This is a genomic window from Flavobacterium araucananum (genome assembly GCF_002222055.1).
In the GTDB taxonomy this organism is placed as follows: domain Bacteria; phylum Bacteroidota; class Bacteroidia; order Flavobacteriales; family Flavobacteriaceae; genus Flavobacterium; species Flavobacterium araucananum.
Genome location: NZ_MUGS01000044.1, coordinates 17,094 through 41,275, shown reverse-complemented (window position 1 = coordinate 41,275; position 24,182 = coordinate 17,094). Strand labels below are relative to the sequence as shown.

Genomic DNA, 24,182 nt, shown 5'->3' with positions numbered 1-24,182 from the left:
AAGCAATAAAATTTGTTTCGTTGTCAAATTATTAAAATTTAATATTTTTTTTAACAAAACTGCAACATTAACAAACGAAAATAAATGTTCATTGCATTATTCAATTATCTTTGTCTTAATAAATATTGCACAATGGAAGAATGTATCTCTGTTTTTGATATGCTTAAAATTGGCGTTGGTCCCTCAAGTTCGCATACTTTAGGGCCTTGGAGAGCCGCAGAACGTTTTTTAGAAGAGTTAAAAAACGAATCAATTTTAGAACAAATAAAACGAGTAAAAGTCGATTTATACGGATCCCTTTCTTTAACCGGAAAAGGCCACGCTACTGATTTATCTGTAATGTTAGGTTTAAGCGGGCAAGATCCTGAATATATTCCGGTCAATAATATTGCCGGAATCATTAAAACGATCGAAGACACCAATGAGATTGTCCTGGCAAACGAATACAAAATTCCGTTTTATTTTCTTCAGGATATTGTTTTCAATAAAGAGTTTCTACCTTTTCATGCAAACGGATTAAAATTTACAGCCTTTAAAGCGGATGATTCTGAATACGAATCTACTTTTTATTCTATTGGTGGTGGCTTTGTCGTAAAAGAAGAACGTACAAATGCCAAGATCAAAGAGGAAATAAAATGTGCATTCCCCTTCCCCATTCAAAATGCTGTTGAGCTGTTAAATTATACGGTTTCTGAGAACAAAACAATCTCTGAAATTGTTTACGAAAACGAAAAATCGATGCGTTCAGAGCCGGAAATTCACACTGAATTAATGCGAATCTGGAACACAATGTTAGAATGTATGTATATTGGCTGCCATACCGGAGGTATACTTCCGGGCGGATTAAATGTTCGCAGAAGGGCTTTTGATATGCACCAAAACTTAATAGGTTTATCAAACTATTCGAACCCTCAGACGTGGTTGGAAGAGATTAGAAAAACCGAAGTAAAATTTCGTCAGATCCTGAAATGGGTAAGTTGTTTTGCACTTGCCGTAAATGAGGTAAATGCTTCTTTAGGTCGTGTTGTTACGGCTCCTACAAACGGAAGTGCTGGTGTAATTCCGGCTGTTTTAATGTATTATCTGGTTATTGAAAACCATAATGCAGGCGAAAAAGAAATCAAACAATTTTTGATGGTTGCAGGCGAAATTGGAAGTATTTTCAAAAAAGGTTCCACTATATCTGCTGCAATGGGCGGTTGTCAGGCCGAAATTGGTGTTTCGTCATCAATGGCAGCAGCAGCACTTTGCGAATTAATGGGCGGAACTCCTGCTCAGGTTTTAATGGCTGCCGAAATCGCTATGGAGCATCATTTAGGTTTAACCTGTGACCCAATTGGCGGTTTAGTTCAGATTCCGTGTATCGAAAGAAATACAATGGGCGCCATCAAGGCTATAAATGCTGCAGAATTAGCTCTTGAAACTGATTCTAAAAATGCAAAAGTACCACTCGATAAAGTTATCAATACGATGTGGCAAACGGCAAAAGACATGAATTCTAAATACAAAGAAACCTCTGAAGGCGGATTGGCAATTGCTGTAAATATGGCGGATTGTTAAAAAAAAAGTTGCCACGAATTTCACGAATGTTCACGAATTAATCTTTTAGCTGAAAGCAATAAAAATTAGAGAAAGTTTGTGGAATTCGTGGCAAAAAAACAAACATTATATTTTTTGCCACAGATTTCACAGATTCTCACAGATTAAAAGTCTTTTTAAATTCATTAATCTGTGGCAACAAACAATTTAAAAATTATGGATCTATTTAACGAAGTACTTGCTGCCAAAAAGCAACTCGAAAATGTAGTTGCCGCTACTCCGCTTACACAAAATCTGAATCTTTCGGAAGAATTTGAATCTACTATTTTATTAAAAAGAGAAGATTTACAAATTGTACGTTCGTATAAAATCAGAGGTGCTTATAACAAGATTTCTTCGTTGAACGAAAAAGAAAAAGCTATTGGAATTGTTTGTGCAAGTGCCGGAAACCATGCTCAGGGTGTTGCATACTCTTGTCATCTTTTGCAAATACAGGGCAAAATTTATATGCCTAAAACAACTCCAAAGCAAAAAGTAAAACAGGTTCAGTTGTTTGGAAAATCATTTGTAGAAATTGTACTAACGGGAGACACATTTGATGATGCTTATGCATCGGCTACAGCAGATGCCATCAAAAATCATAAAATTTTCATTCATCCTTTTGATGACGAAAAAGTAATTGCGGGTCAGGGAACGGTAGGTTTAGAAATTCTTGAAAGCTATAAAGAACCTATCGATTATGTTTTTGTGCCTATTGGTGGTGGCGGACTGGCTTCCGGCTTATCTGAAGTATTTAAGCATTTAAGCCCTACTACTAAAATCATTGGTGTTGAACCAAAAGGGGCGCCATCAATGAAAACGTCTATCGAAGAAAATAAAAACACTGCCTTAAAAACAATCGATAAATTTGTAGATGGAGCTGCTGTAAAACAAGTTGGCGACAAAACTTTTGAAATCTGCCGATACAATCTCGAAGACATTATTCTGGTTCCTGAAGGAAAAGTTTGCACCACAATTTTGCGTTTATACAATGAAGAAGCAATGGTTGTTGAACCTGCGGGAGCTTTGACAATTGCTGCTTTAGATTTTTATGCAGACAAAATTAAAGGCAAAAATGTTGTTTGCATAGTGAGCGGAAGCAATAATGATATCGAAAGAACTGCCGAAATAAAAGAACGTTCTTTACTTTACGAAGGTTTGATGCATTACTTCATGATTCAGTTCCCGCAACGTCCGGGAGCTTTAAAAGAATTTGTAAACAATATTTTAGGGCCGGATGATGACATCACTTATTTTCAGTTTGCCAAGAAAAATAGTCGCGAAGTAGGTTCTGTTGTGGTTGGATTAGAACTTAAAAATAAAAATGATATTCTGGCGATTAAAATGAATATGACCCAAAATGGTTTTGAGTTTCAATACCTGAACGACAATCAGGATTTATTTACCCAATTGATAGGATAAAAACAAAAAGGCTGCCTGAATTAAATCAGACAGCCTTTTAAAATCAAAAATAAAATTACTAATTGAATTTCCGATTTCCAGCTTATTGCTTCAGCACTTTTTTAGAATACGATCTCTTACTGTCAATAACCTTAACAACATAAAGTCCTTTTGGTAATTTAGAAATTTCTATTTCGGCTTCATTTCCATTTATAAAATCAATGTTTCTTTTTAAAATACTTTGACCGGTAACCGAGTAAACTTCTACTTGTCCCAAACCTGAGTTTGGTGTATTAATTTTTAAATAATCATTTGTAGAATTGATGTAAAGAGAAAAATCATTGGTGGTGTTAACTTCTTCTACGGCTACTTTCTTTGCTGTCGAAGTTTCGACTTGTACCAACTGCCATTGCTGATTTAATCCTCCTGTATACGCCCAAACCTGAATATTGGCACCATTTGCAGTCGAAACATTTTCTACATCTAATGATTTTCCACTATTTAGATTAATGATTTTATAATACCCTCCACCAAGACTTGTAACCGTCCATTTAAATTCATTCGAAGCAGAGAATGTTCTTTGCTGTACTTTTATGCCATCAGCAGTACTATTGTTTTCAGTTGCCAAGTACATTCCGGTCGATTTTACGATGATGTAATAATTACCGCTTCCGTCAGAAACAAATTTCCAGCGTTGGTTATTTCCGCCTCCATTGGTAATATCATATTGCTGAATTCTGCCTCCGCTTGTTGTCGAATTGTCTGCCACATCCAATCCTTTGTTACTATTTCTTGATATAATATTATAGTATCCCGGAAATGATGATGATGGCGTTCCTGATGCCCAATTGAATGTAACGGCTGACGAAGCCGGAACTGAGTAATCGAATGCAGCTGCTCCGGAAACGATTCTAATTGTATTTGCAGATCCTGAATTATAAACCACCAGTGCAATAGATCCGTCAGGATTTTTAAATCCTGTAGAAAGTATAGTACCACTTGTGCTGGAAGAAGCAATTCTTACGGCACCCGGTTTTACAAATTTTGATATTTGCCCAATAATATAATACGCCACATTTTTAGTATAACTCGTACTGTTGTTCACCGTAACCGCGCCCAAACAGGTTGTACATCCGCCAGGAGTGCGTGGCCCTAAGCTGGAATTATTTGCTGCATTCCATTCCAGCACAGTTTTTGCCCAGTTATTTGTACTTCCAATCACTACGTTTTGCATGTGCCAGCCAAAATCTCCACCAAAACTGCCACCAGAACTAGTGTATTGTTCTGTAAAATAAACATTTTTATTGGTTGCATTTCGAACTGTAGACATTGCCGAAATATTTCCTAAATACAAATGAAACGCTGCTCCATCTACATAGCTGCTGTTATTTAAGACATCTATAGGATAAGCAGTATTATCACAATTATGATCAAAAGCTATGATTTTTATATTTCCATAACCCGCAGTTGCCATTTGAGGTCCAAGTTGAGTGTTTATAAAATTCTTTTGTTCTGTAGAATTCATCAACATGCTTGGTTCATTATTTGGATTTTCTGGTTCGTTTTGAGGTGTGATACCCCAAATTGAGATTCCCTGCGCCTGCATTGCTGCAAAATATTTTACAAAATATCTTGCGTAGGCAGCGTAATATTGTGTTTGCAGACTACCACCAACCCACGAATTATTGGTTTTCATCCAGCGTGGAGCTGACCAAGGGGTTGCCAATATTTTTATATTTGGATTAATAAGCAGAATTTTTTTTAGGATTGGAACTAAATATGTCAAATCTGGTCCGTTAAGACTAAAATTATTCATATTAACATCTCCCGAAGTTTCATTATAACTGTACGAAGAGCTGCTTAAATCAGAAGCCCCTATACTAATACGAACCACATTGGCATTTAGACCTGTGGCAGGATTGTACAAATCATTTAACAATTGATTTTGCTGAGTTGCTGCCATTCCGCTAATCACTTCGCAACTTCCTTCGGTAAGGGTATAACCAAATCCGTCCATGGTTTGATAAGTTGTTCCGGCATTAATCGTTATCGTCGAAGGATTCGTTCCTGAATTAGAACCGAAATTAACAGTGGTCTGTTGTTGCAATAATCTTGTCTGATCTCCGCTGGTAATCCATGGAGTAACCGTTTGAGCATTCATCTTAGCAAACGAAATCATAATAATGACATACATCATTATAGTAACATTTAATGGTGTGGTTCGATTTTGGGTAGTTTTTTTCATCTTTTTTTGAGGTTTTGATAATTAAATTTTTCTTATTTTTTAAGATTAATTTTACTAATTCACATCAATATTATGTTAATTTTCTCTGAATTGATAATTTTAAAGCTTTACAAATACACATCATATCAAAATTTCACCTTTACAAAAACTTATCTATATATTTTTCAAATAACTGATTAACAACGTCTTAAATTCTTTTAATTTACTAAAAATCTTACTTTATTTTTTATTGCTTTCTAAAAAAACATACAAGTCTTAATTTCCAATGCTCTGGTACATTAATAGCGCTGCTTTTATAATAGGCTTTAGAAAATGAATATTTAGAAAATGAATATTTAGAAAATGATAATTATCAGTACTTAAGAAGGTTCTTAAATTGTATTTTTGCAGTTGATTTTAAATATAAAAAAATGGCACTTCAAGATATTTCGAAACTGGACGATATAAAACTTTTAGTAAATACTTTTTATGATAAAGTACAAAAGGACGATTTACTTGGTCCAATATTCAACGAAAGGATGTTAGGAAGATGGCCGGAACATTTGGAAAAAATGTATCGTTTTTGGCAAACCATTCTTTTAGAAGAGCACACGTATTCCGGAAGCCCATTCCCTCCGCACAAACAATTGCCTGTAAATCAACTGCATTTTGACCATTGGATGGAAATTTTTACCTCAACGGTTGATGGTTTATTTGTTGGCACAATAGCCGAAGAAGCTAAAATACGCGCTGCAAATATGGCTTATATGTTCAATTATAAAATTGAATATTTTAGAAATTTAGAGAAATAGATTTTTATTTTGAAGATAAAATCTCTCCATTTTTGAATTGATTTTCTCCATCTTCCCAAATACCATATTGCGAGGTCACTTTAAACGTTTCAGGATTTGCTTCTTTTATAATAACATCCTTAAAATAAACATGCTTACTATCTTTCGAATATTCTTCTGAAATAATTTTGAAACTTGAATAATTGGCTTCCTTTATTTTTTTGCAATCATAATAAACGTGGTTCTTGTCTTTTGAGAAATTGTAATCTAATATTTCAAAAGTTTTTACATCAATTTCAGGGACTATTATGCCTTTGTTGATTAAAACATCATTCACAATTATTTTCCAATAATCTATCTTTTTTACTGTTGCAATCGTGTCAAATGTGTTAAGTTCAAATTCAGCTTTCGTAAAAGCAGAAACAATAGAATTGCCAATCTGAGCATACGTTTCGTTTATAGAATGAATTTCTCCATCTATCCTTTTATGTTTGCGGACAACGTCATTTACTTCCATCACTTCAAGACCTTCACCTCTATAAGTAATAATAGCATAAATAAAATTGGCATCAACAGCAATTGCATCATTCAAAGGTTTGAAAGTAGCAGGATCGCCTTCTACTCTTTTATTTTTATAGTAAACAGCATTTACATCTTTAAACCAATTATATTTTTGGTAATCTTTAATCGATGGATCTAATAACTGATATGTTTTTGGATCAGCATCCTCAATAATTTCGAGCACGTCAAATTTCTTACCATTGCTATTGTACACATGATTTTTGTCTTTGATGACAGAAGCATCGATTTTAAAAGTATCATAATCAACCCATTGTTTTTTTCCTTTCCAGAAAATAGTATTTTTATCTTTTCCAAAATCTTCATTAATAGGTTGAAAAGTAGCAACATCTGCCTCAGATTCAAAATATCCTAATTCAAACCAATTGCCCATAGGCGAATAAACAATTAGATTTTTTCTGTAATGATGAAAATATGAATTTGACACTTTTAGATTTACCGGTTTCCCTATTTTAAATAGAAAAAACCGAATGCTTAAAAAGCCTAAAATAACTATTGCTAAAACGATAAAGAAAATTTTCATGTTTGTATGAGTCCAAATGATACTAATTGTAAAACTAACTATTTTTATTATTATTTTGTAGTTGCATTTTATATAAAAAACAAAAAATAAGGTTGATTCTGAATTTTGGCAGGACAGAATTAAATTAAAGATTGTGTAATAAAACGATCTTATTATTAAAAATCTATCGTAAAAAAAATTATTTTAGCGGTCTAAATTCGTAATTTTACATTCTAATCTACAACGTTTTCGAAATGAATGCAAGTATTGAAACAAATCCATTATTAGAGCGATTGCCTAAACATTTAAAGCAATTTATTAAACCTCAGGATTATAGCGATTATACTCCTATAAATCAAGCGGTTTGGCGTTATGTAATGCGCAAAAATGTAGATTATTTATCAAAAGTTGCTCATCATTCTTATTTAGACGGTTTGCGCAAAACGGGAATCGAAATTGATGCTATACCAAGTATGTATGGTATGAACAGAATCCTGACTGAAATTGGTTGGGCTGCTGTTGCCGTTGACGGATTTATTCCGCCAAATGCCTTTATGGAATTTCAGGCGTACAATGTTTTGGTGATCGCATCAGATATTCGCCAGTTAGAACACATAGAATATACTCCTGCACCGGATATTATTCACGAAGGTGCCGGACACGCTCCTATTATTGCCAATCCTGAATATGCCGAATATTTACGCAGGTTTGGTGAAATTGGCTGTAAAGCAATCTCCTCCCACAAAGATTATCAGATGTATGAAGCGATTCGATTGCTTTCAATCTTAAAAGAAGCCGAAGATACACCACAGGAAAAAATAGACGAAGCCGAAAAAGCGGTTGCCGATTTACAGAATAATATGGGTGAATTATCTGAAATGGCGCAAATTCGAAATCTGCATTGGTGGACGGTTGAATATGGCTTGATTGGAACGGTTGAAAATCCAAAAATATATGGCGCCGGATTACTTTCATCTATCGGGGAAAGTGCGTGGTGTATGACAGATAACGTAAAGAAAATTCCTTATGATATCTCGGCTGCCAATCAAAATTTTGATATCACACAATTGCAACCTCAACTATATGTAACGCCTAATTTTGCTTATTTAAGCTTAATTTTAGAAGAATTTGCTAATAAAATGGCTTTAAGAACCGGAGGACTTTCAGGGATTCAAAAACTAATACATTCAAATGCTTTAGGAACAATTGAACTGAGTACCGGTTTACAAATTTCAGGGTTTTTTACAAATGTTATTCAAGACGAAGGAAAGCCGGTTTACATACAAACCACCGGAAAAACGGCTTTATCGTATCGCGAAAAAGAATTGGTTGGTCACGGAACTTTGACACATCCGGAAGGATTTGGAAGTCCGATTGGGAAACTAAAAGGCTTTAATTTAGCAATCGAAGATATGAGCCCTAAAGACTTGCAAGCGTACAGCATAGTTGAAAATGAAACTGTAAGATTAGAGTTTGAAGGTAATATTATTGTTGAGGGTGAAATTATTACGGGTTCACGAAACTTACACGGAGAAATTATCCTGATTAGTTTTAGAAATTGTACTGTAACACATGGCGAAACGATTTTGTTTCAGCCTGAATGGGGAAATTATGATATGGCGATTGGTAAAAAAGTAGTTTCTGCTTTTTCCGGACCTGCCGATGTTAATAGTTTTGATTTGATCGACACAGTACCCAAAACAACTACCATAAAAGCAAAACATTCAGACGAACGTGATGATCTTGAAGTTCTTTATCAAACCGTTCGTATGATTAGAGAGAATAAAGATTCTAAAAATGAACTAAAATCTGTCTTTGAAAAACTTCAAAAAAACCACTCTAACGATTGGTTGCTAACGATTGAAATTGCAGAGCTTTTGAAAGAATCAAATGACGAGCAACTTTTGCAGCAAGTATTGGTTTATCTGGATCAATTGAAAGTAAAACGTCCAGAAGTAGCACATTTAATAGTTGGTGGTCTGGATTTGATTTTTGATAAAGAAGCGGTTTAAGACATTTGCCTCGAAGGCACTAAGTCGCAAAGTTTTTTATACTGTGTGAATTTTTCTCGCAGATTTGGCAGATTGAGCAGATTTTTATTTTTTTAATCTTTCTTGGATTATTTTTAAATAAAAAACTTTGAGCCTTTGCGATATTAAAATCTGCTAAATCTGCGAGAAACAAAACCTTTGAACCTTTGCCTCTCTGAACCTTTGAACCTTCCTCAACTTACAACTTCAAATCCTCATTAAAATCTTTATCAGATTCGATTGTTTTTCCTTCGTATTGTAATTTCCAACCCATTGAATTGGTTAGAATTAAAATCTTAGACAATTCGCTTATTAATCTGTTTTGGGCATTTGTCTTCAAGGTCGATTTTTCGATTTTCTTAGCCAAATTTGCCTTTACAGATTTGTTGATTTTATTGTAATCTTCTCCCGTAAACGGATTCAGTTTACTTTGCTCTACGTCATAAAACTGAATATCGGGATTGATTGTAATTTCTTCTTTTGGGATATTAAGAATGGTGATTGTTTTATTTTTTTCGTCGATATCATACTTCATTTTATGCAAATCGTATGCAACGGTAACATTTGCATTGACTACAACCAATGCTTTTTTCTCAAAAGAAACCATATCCATCAAATATTTCTGTTGGTTTTTATAGGTTATGACTTCTGAAAAATGTCCTTCGGTAACGACCAATTTACCAACATTCAGGATTTGTTGCTGAATCAGGTTGGTGTTATAATCGATTGTAGAATCGTCGTCTTTTTTGAACTCGCAGTATTTAAAAGCCAAAACTATAATAAGTACGACCGCAGCTAAAACTATTATTCTTTTTATTAAATTTTGCATTCTATTATTTTATTAGAGCAATTTACTTCTTTTTTTTTAGTTTTTTTCGCCAAGAAGTTTTTTTTCCGCCACGAATTTCACGAATTTACACTAATGTTAGGAATCTATAATTCGAATTTTCCGAATTATAAATTTGTGAAATTGAATATTATGCGCAAAATATATATTAGTGTAAATTCGTGAAATTCGTGGCAAAACTAAAATGGATATCCAATTGCGATGTTCAATATCAGATTATCTTTTCTCCACGGTCCGCTTCCAAAATTAATATCGTCTATTACCCATCTTTCGCCTTGTGGTAAATAAGGTTTTCTTAGCGGAAATGCCAAATCGGTTCTTAAGACCAGAAAAGACAAATCAAAACGTAATCCCGCTCCTGCCCCCACTGCAATATCTTTCATAAAATCTTTAGTGATTTCTCCTCCGGGTTTATCCTTATCCGCATTTAAAAGCCAGACGTTTCCAGCATCAATAAATACGGCACCTCGAACAATACTAAATAGTTTTGCCCTGTATTCTGTACTAAACTCTAATTTTAAATCTCCTGATTGATCCGGTAAATACGAATTATCTGTTTCTTTATTAAGGTAACTTCCAGGTCCCAGAGATCTTGCTCTAAAGGCACGAATACTATTGGTTCCTCCCACAACAAATTGTTTGGATGTTGGCAAAGCACCTGAATTCCCGTAAGGAAGTCCTGCACCAACAATAATTCTGCTCGCCCACTCGCTTTCTTTACTCAATTTTAAATAATGTCTAAAGTCTGCTTTAACTTTTACAAATTGACTAAACGGAACATCAAATATTTTTATGGTATCGTTCTTTTTGGCATTTGCACCCGTAACCAAACCTGTTATATTTCCAGCCAAATCTAATTCGCCATTAAAATAGAACGTATTTTTTTTACGTTTTTGCATGGTGTTGGTGTAGGTATACGAATAGGTTGGTCCAAAAATCAATTGTTTTTCAATGACTTTTCCTAGTGAAGCATCTGCAAGAATATCTTGTTTATATTCTGCCGTAACATTATTTGGGCTCACATAAGTAATATCAATAATATTGAATTGATGTTCTTTTCTAATATTCTCTTTCCATTGGTAACCAAAAGAGGTTTTAAACGAATTTAAAGCATACAATTGTGTCCTGTTTTGAAATTCATATCGCAATGTTGCTTTGGTTCTTGGAACATATTCGCTGGAACCTTCGACATGAAAAAACGGAACGATAAATCTTGGCCAGGTCAGACTTGTTTCTGCTCCCAACTTATAAATATTCTTCCCATTATTTGTTCCTGAAAGCTGAAAATCGGCACCACCAAAAACAGATACCGTAAACAATTCGGCACCACGAAATAAGTTCCGGTTGTTCCAATTTACATTAATTTCTGTTCCGGTATAACTTGCTGAATTTGTTTTCCCTAAAACTTCAACACGAATAAATTTTTTAGGCAAAAGTGTCAGGTAGTAATATGAATCTAACGTGTTTTTTAAGCTGTCAGATGGTTTAAATTCATTTTTTACAAAGCTAAAAGTTCCAAGGTTCACAAAACGATTTAAAGTCAGATTATGATCTTTTCGACTGTACAAATCCCCTTTTTTGAAATAGATTGCCCTGTCAAAAACTCTTGGTTTAAACGTATTTGCGGTATCAATAATTGTAAAGTCTTTATACTGAACAATATCTTTTTTGGTGTATTTTGTACTGTCTTTTGAAATAGTGAAATTTGGATATACCACTATTTTATTAATCTTATAAGCCGTTAGGGCTTTTGGCGGTGTATCAGCTTTTATTACCAACCTCACTTTTACTTCATGATCGCCTTTACTACTGTCGACCTGTGCTAAAATATAATCAGGGTTAAAGTAAAAATATCCTCGTTCTTTAAGCCTTGCATCAATTCTTTCTCTTTCTGCTTTTATAATTTCGAGATCATACGGCTTTCCAACTTTCAATAAACTTCTTCGGCTTGATCGTCCAATTATCCTTGACATTGCCAGGGAATCATCAGGAAAAGTGACACTTTTAATAATGTATTGCTTTTTGGGTATAACCGTATATTCTGCTGTGACTCTTTTGTTTCTCACAGTCGAATCAGCGCTGACACGGGTTTTAAAATAACCACGATTCTCTGTAAAATTTCGTAAAACCGATGCATTATAATCCAGATCGACTTTGCTGAAAAGTACTGGGGGCTCACCCACTTTATTGCGCAGCCAATAGCGAATTCCTTTTTTCTTTTTGGGTTCACCGGCAAGATTGTAAATCCATAATTTAGGTCGTAACCCCAGTATTTGTTTGTTAGGTTTAGGACGCAATAAATCTTCCAGTTCTTTCTCCAGCGCTTTTCTGTCTTTCTTTTTGATAATAGAATCCTTTACTGTTACAGAACCTCCTGTGTACAATAAATCTCCTTCCGGTAAATATTTTGTATTGCTGCATCCAAAAGTAAAAAACAAGGATAGCGCTATAAAATATTTTACATATCTGATCTTTATATTGCTATGTCTTTTGCTCATTTCCTTCTATTTGATTTTCTTCTTTTTTCTTCTCTTCTTTTTCTTTGAGTTTTCTTTTTTCTTTGCGTAGCTTTTCTTCTTTGATCATTTCTTTTTCGGCTGCACTACGATGAAAAAGCTCTCTGAATTTGTTGTAACTCATGGTAATAATAAAAGCAACTCCCGTCTCTACAACCTGTCCTTCTACTGCAACCTGATATTCATTTTTTCGATACGCACGAACCATATATCGCCCGTCCTTGGTTAGTTGATAATCTAATGCCACATCTCCTGCAATATTGGTACTTTCTTCATTGGCTCGTTCCTGCCCTTCGACTGCAAAACTGCTTCCTACAGTTACTTTTAGTCTGTCGTCTAATAGTTTTTTAGAAACACCAACATTCAAATCGGTTCTGTTTTGCATTGTCCCTGTAGTATAATCATCTGTCGATTCCAGATCAAATTCTAACTGTACCCCTGTAATTAATTCTCCCGCAAGATCATTTAATTGTTGCGAAAGTATTTTACTCACACTTTGTCTTGCCAGAGATTCTGCACTTGTTCCGCCACTCTCGCTCGAAAAAGGATTTTCACCAATAAATCTGTTCAATAATAAAAGAGCAAAAACCTGTTTGTTTAATTCTGCCGGTTCTTGTCGCAATTGTTCCAGCTTTGTTTGTGTAAGCGAGACAACATCTGTAGAGACATCATAATTTCCGTCAGGCAGCACAATATCAAAAGTAATTTCCGGTTTCAAAAGTTCCCCATTCATTTTCAATAAGGTCTGAAACGGAATTTTTTGTTTGTATGTATTTCTAACCGTAGGGTTGTCTGTTGGCAATTGGTTCCCCAATAAATCTATTGGTGCGGTACTTACTTTATAAACAGCCGTGATGTTTAAACTCGCCATTGTAGGCTCACCATTCCAGGTGATAGAACTTCCTTTTTGAATATCGAATTTGCGTCGAATCATATTAAAGTTCATTTCATAAGCTCCTTCAGAAAACTCATATTTACCGGTTAAAGTCGTTTTTCCGGACGGATCTATTCCTCCTGTAAGTTGCGCTTCCCCTTTTAGGTTCAGATAATCCCCGTTTCCTTTGTCGATCACCAAGGTAAGTTCAGCTTCTTTATCTATATTGATTTCAACACTAACATCCATACCAATAAGCTGAGATTGATTTAGTTTGTCCTCCATTGCAACTGTTTGTTTCAGATACATATTATCTTCATCGACAAACTCTACAATACCTTCTCTATCTGCGATCGAAGGATCAGATTGTGGTAAAACAACCGTAAACTTGGTGTCTTTGTTTATTTTTATATTTCCGCCAACAACAGGATTCTCAAGAGTTCCTTTAATGTTTAGTTTGGTGTCCAGGATCAAATCTCCATAAAACAAATCATTGTCTGCTTCTTTAGAATGTATGGCTCTGAAATCGTCTGCCACAACCGTTAAACCAAAATCAAAATTGGTATAATCAGCTGATTTTATCGTTCCGTTTATGGTTAATTCGTTATCATTTTCATCATGAAAAGTAAATTTATCGAATGTAATTACTTCATTTTGAAGCGTGATTTTTTCGTCTTGGGTTTTAAAAAAAGAATTGAGTTTCGTTACTCTGAAACCGGTCTCTTTAAAGTTTAATTCTCCGTTGACTTTTGGTTCAGATGCTTTTCCCGTAATTTTAAAGTTCCCCGCCAAAAATCCGGTTCCATCAGTAATATTACCCATACTAAAACCCTGAATACTTTTAATGTTCAGTTTGTTTATATCTAAATTAAAATCCAGATTACTATCGTCAATTTTATAATTCCCTGTAAGATTCAGGTCATTTCCTTCTCCGCTCAGGATAACATTTGCCGCCAATAAATTATTGGTTTTATTATCTACTTTTATCGCAATATCTCCAACCGGTTCTCCTCTAAACGCAAATTGATCTATTTTTAAATCAGAAGTAAAAGTTGGTTTCATCATTACGTTTTCGACCACCGCATTTCCATTAATCAAACCTTGCATTAAGAGTTTATCTTTTTTTACAATGTTCATAATCGTCTCGATTTTGAAGTTTACAAAATCAACTTTTAATGGTGCATTATCCTGATCTCCCTGAGACTGAATTTTTAATTCGTTTCCTGAATTTGCTAAATAAAATTTATTGATATAAAGCCTTTTCGCTCCAAATTCAATTGCATTTTCAGGATCAATACTCCATTTATCATAATTAAGCACAAAATTTTCTGCGTCAATTTTGAAAATGTTTTTAGAATCTTCAGTTTTAAATTCTCCGGCAATAAAATACTGTTGTTTGTCTTTTACATCTTTTACTTCAAGTGCATACGTCAAAAGATTATTTTCGACTTTTCCTGATAAACTCGTAAACGGAATTTTGAGAGAACCACTTTCGATGGTCGCTACAGAAACCAAATATTCTAATGCATTTTCCTTTGCTTCGATATTTATTTTTCCGTCGGCAATAGTATTATCTGCATACACAATCCTCGGAATCGTTCCTTTTACTTCTAGTGAATCTGTTGTATTATTATATTTTCCGGTAATCGTAACAGGCTCTAAACCTGTTAATTTTGGAACCAGTTTAAAAAGAATCGGGTCATTATCAATTTTTAGCGTAAAAGCCAAACGTTGCTCATCAGACTCTCCATTTACCTTTGGATTTTTTAGATCCATGTATTTTGACAATGATTTTTTTATTGCCGCCGTTAGTGTGGTCAGTTTATATTTTCCGTCTACTTCTGCCTTTAAAAACTGAGACGAAATTTTAATATTATTTCTATTGTTATCTGCAAAAGCTACAACTCTTATAGAATCCAGCACAATAGGTTCTGCGTCCTGCAAAATCTGAATGTTCGAAAGAAACACTTTTCCGTTTAGAAAATCAGGATTGCTATTTGCAACATCTGCGTCGATGTTACCTCGTAACTTCATTGGTCCGGCATGAAGATTTAGCTTTTCTAAATCGGCAATATCCAGGTTTAATTTTAATTGTATTGACGGATATTTGTCTTTTGTGTTTCCGCTGGCAACAAGATCAAAATGCAAATTAGGATCTTTCATTCCTGATTTTACGTCAAAGGATCCGTTTTCGATATTTCCTTTCAAAGCTAAATCCCGATATGTATATCTATTAAAAACTGCTTTCTGAACCAGTCCGTCAAATTGTGCCTGAGCTGTTTTTGGGTCTAAACCTTTGCCTTTTACTTTGGCTTTAAGCGTAATTTTTCCGATTGAATCATTTTTGATCAATCGCCCTAAATCAAAATCCAACAAATAAACGGTCGCATCATATTTCTCTTTTTTCTTAACACGCTGATCAAATAAACCATCCACTTTTGCATTTCCGAAACTACTGTTTAAAGCCAGACTTGTTTTAAAATTTTGAAGTGATCCTTTAAATTTTCCCTGCAAATTCAGTTGAGATGGCAACTGAATATTCTTAGGGATTGTTCCTGCGGGAATAAACGAATAAATATCTTTAGAAGTAGTTGACAACTTCTTGATATCCAAATCATAATAAGCATTTTTAGCATCTGGCAAACCAGTTATTTTTCCTGAAAGCGCAACTTTTGTTGTTCCTATTCCGCTCATTTCGAACTGCGGTATAGTTAAGTCTTTTATTTTTCCGGTCAATCGTGTATTCAAATACAAAATTGCATTTGGATTACTTTTAAACGGATTTGTTTTTTGCAAATCAGGGGCAAAAAGCAAAATATCTTTAAAACCTATTTTAGACTGATTTAGATTCGCATCCAAAGTCAGGTTTGCAATATCTTTTTTTAATGCGTTAAGCGACGGATATGCTAGTTTAATCTTATTTTGCAAAAGTGTTTGTGGTGTTTTTAAATACAGATCATTCAAATATGCATTTTTAGGTCCGTAAAAAAAATTGGTTTTTAAAGACTCAACCGCTAATCCGCTTTTTTCATTTACTGCTAATGCTTTAATATTTCCAGAAATGGTATCGTTGCCATAATATAGTTTTTGTGCCTTGAAGTTGAATTTATCCAAATCAAGATGGCTGTAATCAATTCCTTTTAAAACCGGTTTTGATTGCATATCATCAAATCTAAAAGCGATGTCTTGTATATCAACATCATTCAGTTTTATTTTCCAGCCCGCTTGTTTTATTGCGGTTGAATCTAAACTTGGTGTTTTAATTTGTTTGTCTTTTGCACCTAATCGCAGATTTCCTCTAAGGTTTTTTAGTTCGAATGTGTCAAAATCCAATACCTGATTATTAAGATCTATTTTATTGACCGTAAGATCAAGATTTCCTAATTTAATTCCTGAATCAAGTTTCGAATCTTTATTGTCGTAAGCAATATCAATTTTAGACAAACTGATTTTTGCGAGTTTTAAATTGAAGTCTTTTCGCTTAGAAATAGTATCAACGGTTTTTACCGATACTTCGGCAATTTTTTCGACAACATCCTGGTCCAGCACTAATTTTAATCCGTTTAGATTAATATTCGGAATATCGAAATTCATTTTATCCAAGTCGAATTCCTTAAATTTGGTATCAAAATGCGTTAGATTTACTTTGATATCATTCTTAGAAAAATCATCTTTAAAGTTGAATTTAACTTTATCAAGATTTACTTTTACAACAGATATTTTAAAGGGTTTGCTATCCGGATCCTGTACTTTTGGTTCTTTTGATTCGAAAGCTTTTATGATATAATCAAAATTGAATGCGCCATCTTTATTTCGCGAAATATTTGCGGTAACATTCTCCAGCGAAACCGAATTGATCTCCAGTTCGCTACTAACGAGTTTAAACAAATCGACATCGACCTCTAAACGTTTACCTGCAAGTAGAGTATCTTTTTTCTGATCTTCAAAATAAAAACCTTCCAGAACTACATCTTTCGGGAATTTAATCGAAATATGATCCAGGGAAACTTTCGTTTTTATCTTTTCATGCAAATAGGTAATCGCCTTGTCTTTTACATAATTTTGAATCGACGGAACTTGTATGAGTACAATTAGAAGCAATAAAAGTGCAATGATAGAAACCACGCACCAAAGTAGTATACGTAGTGTTTTTTTAAGAAAATGAATTGGTTTCTTATTCATAAGTCAATAAAACACGTTTAGATTAAAGTTGCGGTATTATAAAAGTGTATTGCTACAGTCTACAAAATTGTGAATTTTAAACCTTAACAATTTACATAATTACACGCAATTATTCTAAAATTTTACGGACAAATAATTATTTTCTTACTTTTTATTTTGCCAAGAAGGCGCGAAGACACGAAGTTTTTCTTTTTTAACTATCGCAAAAATTCAATAAAAAAAACAATAAATTAAGTTTATCTTTTTTTGAGTAGTCGTTGGTTTTAACCAACGGAAAGCAAATTATGATTAAATTGGCTTTAGCCGAAATAGAAAGTTGATTTGGCTAAAGCCAAAGAGATTTTCTTTTCTAATCCGTTGGTTAAAACCAACGGCTATTCAATTTAAAATTTAATGTGCGGCTGTTTGCTTGCTAAAAGCGCTATTTTTTGCTGAAGTTTAACTAGGAATTTCTTATGTTGCTCAGATTCCGGATTGAAACTTCGATGGCGAAGGCTCTTTTGAATTTCATCGACTTCCTGCATCGTCAACATACTATTTTCTGCAACATAACTTTCACTGAAAAGTTTCCAAATATAATCGATCGCAATTTGGTTGGGATGCAACATATCTTCGGCATAAAAACGATAATCGCGAAGTTCATCCATCATGATTTCATACGAAGGAAAATATTCTAATTTTAGATTGTTAATATCAGATTTCAGATTAAAATGAAGTGCTGCAAACAGATTTGATTTACTCCATTGATTTTCTGCAAAGCCATCTTTTATATGTCGTACCGGCGAAACAGTAAAAATGAAGTTTATGTTTGGGTTTAAGGTCTCAATTAAACCAATCGTACTTTGAATGCTTTTCTGAATTATTTCGACTGATACTAATTCTTTCAAAAATTGCTTTTGAGGAACTTTATGGCAATTGGCAACAATTTCGTCAGTTTCTATGTTTCTATAAATCCAGGAAGTTCCATAAGTAATGATAATATGAGTGGCTTCTTGTAAGTAATTATAGGTTTCTGAAACAGCTTTATTTAATGTTTCCAGCAATTCCTGCCTATCAGAATTGCTTAAATCCGAATGAACTTCATAACTGTGCCAACGTTCGTTATAAAAAAAAACATCTTTCTCTGTATACCATTCCTGCTTTACTACCCGGCTAATTATTTTTTCGATCGAAACCGGATTAAAAATAATCCCAAAAGGATTCGTAGTATTTTGAAACTTAAAATAATCGAATTTCTCTGCCATATTTTCTGCAAAACAAGAACCAATCGAAATTAATTTCGAATTGTAATCAATAGGATTATTGGCTTTAGAAATTGGAATCTGGGTTCTGAATTGCATGGTTTTTATTTTAAACACGAATTTCACCAATTTTTACCAATAAAAAAAACCAAACACAGAAGTATTTGGTTTTTATAAGAAATAGAATATTTGCTTAATAGGTATATTCTATTATTTCAATTATTTGATCAGCATAATCGTAAGTTGTTTTTTTTATTGGATACCCTTCCAAATTATATTCATATTTCATAACATTCCCGGAAGGCTCAAATACAATTGTTGATTTTGAACCTTGAATATAATAAACTTTGTATCTTGTTATATTATTTACTGAAGGAGAACTTATTTCATCACCAAAATTAAATTGATCGATCAGTAAATTCAATCCTGTAACATTTTTAAAAGCATTGTTTTTTGTATCATACTCATAATAAGAATTACTAATAACATCATACCCGTTTCCAAAATTACATTTTGATTTAACTATATTCCCATTCAAGACAATAAATACATCTTCAGTATTTTCATCTGATCCAATTTTATTATCCACGTTGTGAATTTGCTTTGTAATTATGTCATTATTATAAGTGTATATATATTCACGTTCTCTATCAGAATAAGATAAATTTACTTTATGTAATTTATCATTTGAGTAACTATATAATTTTTCAGTATAGCTTTCGCCATAATTGCGGTATTGAATTGATTTTACTATTCGATTGCCATCATAAGTAAAATCAATATATAAATCTGAATTAACAACACTTACAATTTTATTACCATCATAAGTAAAAGTTGTAGTTTCATAAATCTTATTATTTTGATCTTTATATATTATTTTTTTTGGTAAAATTAAATTAGGATAATCATTATTCTCCTCACTAGAGCAAGAATTCAAAAGCAAAAGCAGTAACGGTAAATAATAAAATAAATTCTTTTTCATAATATCTGTTTTAGGTCTTACACAAAAGAAATCTTTTTCCAAAAGCACCGTATCCACAATAAGTTTTAATTACAACACTTTAAGACATATTAAAGATTTATCCTTTTTCTGTAGTCTTTTTACATGTAAATTGCAAGCTAACTTAATCGATATAAAATGAAAAAACTAAAATTCGTAATTGCCGCTTTTACATTTATTTTTTTCTCTTGTGATAAGAATAACGAAACTACACAAAACTCATTCTCTTCTGCCGACGAAACAGAAATCTGTACATTTGATTTAAAAAATTCACAAAAGAATGTAACTTCAAAATCAAGTGCAGCGATTATAAATTGGCCCAGATGGGAAACTGGTCAGATTATAAAAATTAAATTCTTAGATGGCGAAAGCTGGCAACATGAAATAGTAAAAAAATATGCAGCTGAATGGATAAAATACGCAAATCTAAAATTTGAATATGTCTCTAAAGATCAATATGCCCATATTCGAATTGGTTTTGATGTGGGCAGCCCTGGTGCTTGGTCGCAATTGGGAAAAAGCCCTGGTAGTGAAACATCTTCTCAAACAATGCGCTTAGGAACTCTAAAAGTTGCAAAAGAAGAATGGGCAGCTCAAACAATATTACATGAATTTGGACATGCATTAGGCTTACATCATGAGACACAAAATCCTTCTGCAAATATTAAATGGAATTTACCAAAGGTTTATAAATATTATAGCGAACTTATGGGGTGGTCAAATGAAGAAACAGATCGATGGGTCATCAAGAAAGAAAGTAGTACTAATTATAGCGAATATGATCCTCTTTCTATCATGCATTATCTTATACCTTCATCTCTTACAACCAATGGTGTGGGTGTAAGTGCAACGTATGGATTATCATCGGTTGACATGCATTCTATAAATAATTGGTATCCCTTCACTATTAGATCAATTGTAGAACCTGAAGAAAGACTTGATTATATACCATGGACACAAGCTATCAAATCGCCTAATGGAAAATATAGACTAGCTTTTTATAGTGGTACTCTGTCTATCCTTGATACAAATGATAATTTGATATGGCAGGTAGGAAATAAAAGATATGATAAAATGTCTTCATGTTATTTAGAAAACAATGGAAACATTGTAATAAAAGGCAAAAGTTCTACTTCAATTGGCTCACCTTTAGTCACAACATGGACCAGTAATACTTCAGAATTTCCCGGAGCAAAATTACACCTAAAAGATGACGGTAGTCTTGTCTTAATATTCAATGAAACTATAAAATGGTCTTCTAAATCAGGTAAGTTTTAAGGGATAAAAGTTTCAAAAAAAACAAAATCTTTTTATCTAACAAAAAGTCAATTTTTTCTATTAAAAAAATCCCCAAATCAACTGTTAAGATGATTGGGGATTTTCGATTATTACTTAAAATTAATTAGTAAGCAATCTCAAGTTTTTCAGAATCTTTTGCATCTCCTGAAAATACCTCAGTAAGGAAATTACTGCCATTGTATTTGTTAGTAGTCGTTACAGTTGCTGTTTGAGTCAGTTTTCCGTCACCATCATAATTTGTAGTAACGTTTGTAACTGTATTATTTACTGAAGAAAAATCAAAATTATTATCTAAATCTAACAACAATTTTGCTCCTGTAATATTAGTAAAAGGGCTTTTCTTATCATCAAATGTACTTGTAATTTTTTCTTTTACACCGTCAAGGTATTCTGTAGTAACAAGATTCCCGTTCGAAAAAGTATAAGTAGTAGTAGTGTCGTATTTAGTTTCTATTTTATTTTCTATCGAAGAAGATTTTGTAGTAACCGTACCATTTGCATTATAAACGAAAGTCAGTTTATCCTGAGTAGTTTTATTTGCTTCTCTTACAGTAATTCTAGTAGCTAATTTTCCAGCTTCATACGTATAAACGTCTGTAACTTGCAAAATACCTGATTTATAAGACTCCACTTTTGTTATAACATCTCCTGTATAAGTATAAACAGATCTTGAAGCATCAGTAGCTCCAACTTCTTTCAATTTATTACCGTCGTAAGTAAATGTGTAAGTAAGACTTCCTGATTTTCCGTTTTCAACAGTTGTTTCAGTAATTTTTGTAGGTAATAATGTTCCAGATGCGTTATCAGATGATGAATCATCACTAGAACAAGAAGAGATTAGTACCATTGATAAAGCACTAAAAAGGCATAAAATTTTTTTCATTTTGATTGGTTAAATTTGTTATCAATGCAAACGTAATACAACCCCAAATCAAAACCTTACGGGATTCCACAATAAAACAAATAATGCAATTTACAATAATCACTAATGTGTTGATTACAAATAAAATAACTACTAATTATCTTAGAAAAAAAATATCCAAAAGCAAAATACCTCATATTATATTAGTTTTTTTCTTACTTTAATTTACTGTTTCAATGTTAAGAAATACGTTTCCTGAAAAATTCAAACATTCAAGACTTAAAAAAACATACCAATAATTTCTGCTGTAAAAAAAATTACATTTTTAATAACAAAAACCATCTTTACAAAGGCAAACTATTCATTACTTTTGCATCTTCTATAAATTAAACTCACACATGAAATTATTATATTCTTATATAATCAAACATAAAATGCTGTTGCTTTTTGCTTTGATTATGGCCTCTATAAACATTTGTTTCAGCTTATCAGACTCAATAATTACGGGTAAATTAATGCAGGATTGCGGTGTTGGTCTGCATAAATACGAAGGAAACGAAATTGGTTTTATAAAATCGTTATCATTCTGGCTCGGGCTTTCTCTTGGTGCCGCAATGATCTCCAGAATTACCAAAAACTTTCAGGATTATTTTACCAATGTCGTAATTCAGCGCACAGGAGCCCAAATGTATACGGACGGAATCAAAAAATCCCTCGATTTGCCTTATGCTGAATTTGAAGATCAACGAAGTGGCGAAACTTTAAGTAAGCTGACTAAAGTACGTTCTGACTCTGAAAAATTAATTACACTTTCGATTTCATTAATCTTTCAAACCATCATTGGTTTCATATTTGTAATTGTTTACGTTGCCAGAATCGATTATCGCATTTCGCTTATCTTTTTGGTTACTGCTCCTATTATTGCCTTAATTAGTTCGTATCTGGGTAAAAAAATAAAAATCGTTTCTAGAAAAATTGTCAATCAAACCAATGCTTTGGCAGGTTCTACGACTGAGAGTTTAAGAAACATTGAACTTGTAAAAAGTCTGGGATTAACGTATCAGGAAGAAAAGCGTCTAAATCTAAACACGTTTAAAATTCTGCAACTTGAATTGGAGAAAATTCGTTTTATCAGAAGTTTGAGTTTTATTCAGGGAACAACCGTTCACTTTTTAAGAACTTGTGTGGTATTTACGTTATACTATTTCTTGTTTGGACAAAAAATAATCGTTGGTGATTTATTAACCATGGTATTTTTTACTTTCTTTATTTTTGGCCCTCTACAAGAGTTAGGGAATTTTATTATTGCACTGAATGAAACTAAAGTTTCGATGGAAAACTTTAAAACTTTATTAAGTGCACCAAAAGAATTTCGTCCAAAAAATCCAAAACATGTTGGAGCTATTCGATCTTTGCTTTTTAATAATGTAAGTTTTCAACATAAAACAGCAAAATTTAAAGCGGTAGAAAACATTAATTTTGAAATTAAACAAGGCGAAACCGTTGCTTTTGTTGGACCTTCGGGTTCCGGAAAAACAACTCTGGTAAAATTATTAGTGGGATTGTATACACCGGCTGAAGGTCAGGTACTATACAACGAAATTGATTCTACTGATATTGATTTGCTTGATTTAAGAAAACAATTAGGATTCGTTACGCAAGATGCTCAGTTGTTCTCAGGAACGATTCGCGAAAATTTATTGTTTGTAAGACCAAATGCAACAGACGAAGATTTATACGATGCCTTAAAACGTGCAAGTTGCGAGAAATTGTTACAACGCGCCGAAGATGGCCTAAACACTACAATTGGTGAAGGCGGAATAAAAGTTTCCGGTGGCGAAAAACAACGTTTATCAATTGCTCGCGCTATTTTAAGAAATCCAAATTTATTGATTTTCGATGAAGCTACTTCTGCATTGGATTCTATTACCGAAGAAGAAATTAATACTACGATTAGAAATATATCTGACCAAAACAGAATTACAGTTTTAATCGCACACCGATTATCTACTATTCTGCATGCTGATAAAATATTTGTACTTGAACAAGGTAAGATTATTGAATCAGGGAAACATGAAGATTTGATTGTAGAGAAAGGTTTGTATTATGCGATGTGGCGTCAGCAAATTGGGGAAAGAAAGTAATATTTAATCGCGCAAAGACGCAGAGTCGCAAAGTTTTTAAAAGCTTTGCGGCTTTCTTTTATAAATAAGTTTCTATCTCAATATAATAAAAAGAAAAAAATCGTGCAAAGTC

14 protein-coding genes are annotated in these 24,182 nt (G+C 33.2%); 6 read left to right on the top strand and 8 right to left on the bottom strand.

Annotated features, from left to right (window positions below; all coding sequences use genetic code 11):
* Positions 1-132: 132 nt before the first annotated feature.
* The gene (locus B0A64_RS18540; protein WP_089480990.1) at positions 133-1,560 is read left to right on the top strand and encodes an L-serine ammonia-lyase; all 1,428 of its coding nucleotides are present in this window, start codon (positions 133-135) and stop codon (positions 1,558-1,560) included.
* A gap of 195 nt (positions 1,561-1,755) precedes the next feature.
* Positions 1,756-3,000 carry a threonine ammonia-lyase IlvA gene (gene ilvA, locus B0A64_RS18535; protein WP_089481049.1) on the top strand — a complete coding sequence of 415 codons (1,245 nt, stop codon included), beginning with the start codon at positions 1,756-1,758 and terminating at the stop codon, positions 2,998-3,000.
* 82 nt (positions 3,001-3,082) lie between these two features.
* Here the strand turns inward: ilvA and B0A64_RS18530 are convergent, their stop codons facing one another.
* Positions 3,083-5,224, bottom strand: a complete 2,142-nt coding sequence (locus tag B0A64_RS18530) for an RICIN domain-containing protein (protein WP_089480989.1) — start codon at positions 5,222-5,224, stop codon at positions 3,083-3,085.
* A 410-nt stretch (positions 5,225-5,634) separates the two neighbouring features.
* Here B0A64_RS18530 and B0A64_RS18525 point away from each other — a divergent pair, with 410 nt between their 5' ends.
* Positions 5,635-6,015, top strand: coding sequence for a group III truncated hemoglobin (locus tag B0A64_RS18525; RefSeq protein WP_089480988.1), 381 nt, complete (start codon positions 5,635-5,637; stop codon positions 6,013-6,015).
* Positions 6,016-6,019: 4 nt separating this feature from the next.
* Here B0A64_RS18525 and B0A64_RS18520 read toward each other — a convergent pair whose 3' ends face one another.
* Complete coding sequence (locus tag B0A64_RS18520) at positions 6,020-7,000, bottom strand: DKNYY domain-containing protein (RefSeq protein WP_165769846.1); 981 nt, start codon at positions 6,998-7,000, stop codon at positions 6,020-6,022.
* Between the two features lie 329 nt (positions 7,001-7,329).
* Here B0A64_RS18520 and B0A64_RS18515 point away from each other — a divergent pair, with 329 nt between their 5' ends.
* Positions 7,330-9,087 carry an aromatic amino acid hydroxylase gene (locus tag B0A64_RS18515; RefSeq protein WP_089480986.1) on the top strand — a complete coding sequence of 586 codons (1,758 nt, stop codon included), beginning with the start codon at positions 7,330-7,332 and terminating at the stop codon, positions 9,085-9,087.
* A 217-nt stretch (positions 9,088-9,304) separates the two neighbouring features.
* On the opposite strand, the gene B0A64_RS18510 is transcribed toward B0A64_RS18515, so the two are convergent.
* The 5 genes from B0A64_RS18510 to B0A64_RS18490 form a co-directional block, all read right to left on the bottom strand.
* The gene (locus B0A64_RS18510; RefSeq protein WP_089480985.1) at positions 9,305-9,934 is read right to left on the bottom strand and encodes a DUF4230 domain-containing protein; all 630 of its coding nucleotides are present in this window, start codon (positions 9,932-9,934) and stop codon (positions 9,305-9,307) included.
* Positions 9,935-10,131: 197 nt separating this feature from the next.
* On the bottom strand, positions 10,132-12,450 hold the full coding sequence (gene tamL / locus B0A64_RS18505; protein WP_089480984.1) for a translocation and assembly module lipoprotein TamL: 2,319 nt from the start codon (positions 12,448-12,450) through the stop codon (positions 10,132-10,134).
* Complete coding sequence (locus tag B0A64_RS18500; RefSeq protein ID WP_089480983.1) at positions 12,434-17,524, bottom strand: translocation/assembly module TamB domain-containing protein; 5,091 nt, start codon at positions 17,522-17,524, stop codon at positions 12,434-12,436. The genes tamL and B0A64_RS18500 overlap by 17 nt, the downstream gene beginning before the upstream one ends.
* Before the next feature lie 383 nt (positions 17,525-17,907).
* Complete coding sequence (locus B0A64_RS18495) at positions 17,908-18,864, bottom strand: GSCFA domain-containing protein (RefSeq protein WP_089480982.1); 957 nt, start codon at positions 18,862-18,864, stop codon at positions 17,908-17,910.
* 94 nt (positions 18,865-18,958) lie between these two features.
* A complete protein-coding gene (locus B0A64_RS18490; protein WP_089480981.1) occupies positions 18,959-19,747 on the bottom strand; it encodes a hypothetical protein in 789 nt (262 codons plus the stop codon).
* 156 nt (positions 19,748-19,903) lie between these two features.
* Between B0A64_RS18490 and B0A64_RS18485 the strand changes: the two genes are divergently transcribed.
* On the top strand, positions 19,904-21,043 hold the full coding sequence (locus B0A64_RS18485) for a M12 family metallopeptidase (protein ID WP_089480980.1): 1,140 nt from the start codon (positions 19,904-19,906) through the stop codon (positions 21,041-21,043).
* A gap of 124 nt (positions 21,044-21,167) precedes the next feature.
* Here the strand turns inward: B0A64_RS18485 and B0A64_RS18480 are convergent, their stop codons facing one another.
* Complete coding sequence (locus tag B0A64_RS18480) at positions 21,168-21,947, bottom strand: hypothetical protein (protein ID WP_089480979.1); 780 nt, start codon at positions 21,945-21,947, stop codon at positions 21,168-21,170.
* Positions 21,948-22,324: 377 nt separating this feature from the next.
* Here B0A64_RS18480 and B0A64_RS18475 point away from each other — a divergent pair, with 377 nt between their 5' ends.
* A complete protein-coding gene (locus tag B0A64_RS18475; RefSeq protein ID WP_089480978.1) occupies positions 22,325-24,070 on the top strand; it encodes an ABC transporter ATP-binding protein in 1,746 nt (581 codons plus the stop codon).
* Positions 24,071-24,182: the final 112 nt, after the last annotated feature.

Excerpts from the sequence above, each read along its gene's own strand:
- B0A64_RS18540 (WP_089480990.1), top strand. The coding sequence starts at position 133 with ATGGAAGAATGTATCTCTGTTTTTGATATGCTTAAAATTGGCGTTGGT.
- ilvA (WP_089481049.1), top strand. The coding sequence starts at position 1,756 with ATGGATCTATTTAACGAAGTACTTGCTGCCAAAAAGCAACTCGAAAAT.
- B0A64_RS18530 (WP_089480989.1), bottom strand. The coding sequence starts at position 5,224 with ATGAAAAAAACTACCCAAAATCGAACCACACCATTAAATGTTACTATA.
- B0A64_RS18525 (WP_089480988.1), top strand. The coding sequence starts at position 5,635 with ATGGCACTTCAAGATATTTCGAAACTGGACGATATAAAACTTTTAGTA.
- B0A64_RS18515 (WP_089480986.1), top strand. The coding sequence starts at position 7,330 with ATGAATGCAAGTATTGAAACAAATCCATTATTAGAGCGATTGCCTAAA.
- B0A64_RS18510 (WP_089480985.1), bottom strand. The coding sequence starts at position 9,934 with ATGCAAAATTTAATAAAAAGAATAATAGTTTTAGCTGCGGTCGTACTT.
- tamL (WP_089480984.1), bottom strand. The coding sequence starts at position 12,450 with ATGAGCAAAAGACATAGCAATATAAAGATCAGATATGTAAAATATTTT.
- B0A64_RS18500 (WP_089480983.1), bottom strand. The coding sequence starts at position 17,524 with ATGAATAAGAAACCAATTCATTTTCTTAAAAAAACACTACGTATACTA.
- B0A64_RS18495 (WP_089480982.1), bottom strand. The coding sequence starts at position 18,864 with ATGCAATTCAGAACCCAGATTCCAATTTCTAAAGCCAATAATCCTATT.
- B0A64_RS18490 (WP_089480981.1), bottom strand. The coding sequence starts at position 19,747 with ATGAAAAAGAATTTATTTTATTATTTACCGTTACTGCTTTTGCTTTTG.
- B0A64_RS18485 (WP_089480980.1), top strand. The coding sequence starts at position 19,904 with ATGAAAAAACTAAAATTCGTAATTGCCGCTTTTACATTTATTTTTTTC.
- B0A64_RS18480 (WP_089480979.1), bottom strand. The coding sequence starts at position 21,947 with ATGAAAAAAATTTTATGCCTTTTTAGTGCTTTATCAATGGTACTAATC.
- B0A64_RS18475 (WP_089480978.1), top strand. The coding sequence starts at position 22,325 with ATGAAATTATTATATTCTTATATAATCAAACATAAAATGCTGTTGCTT.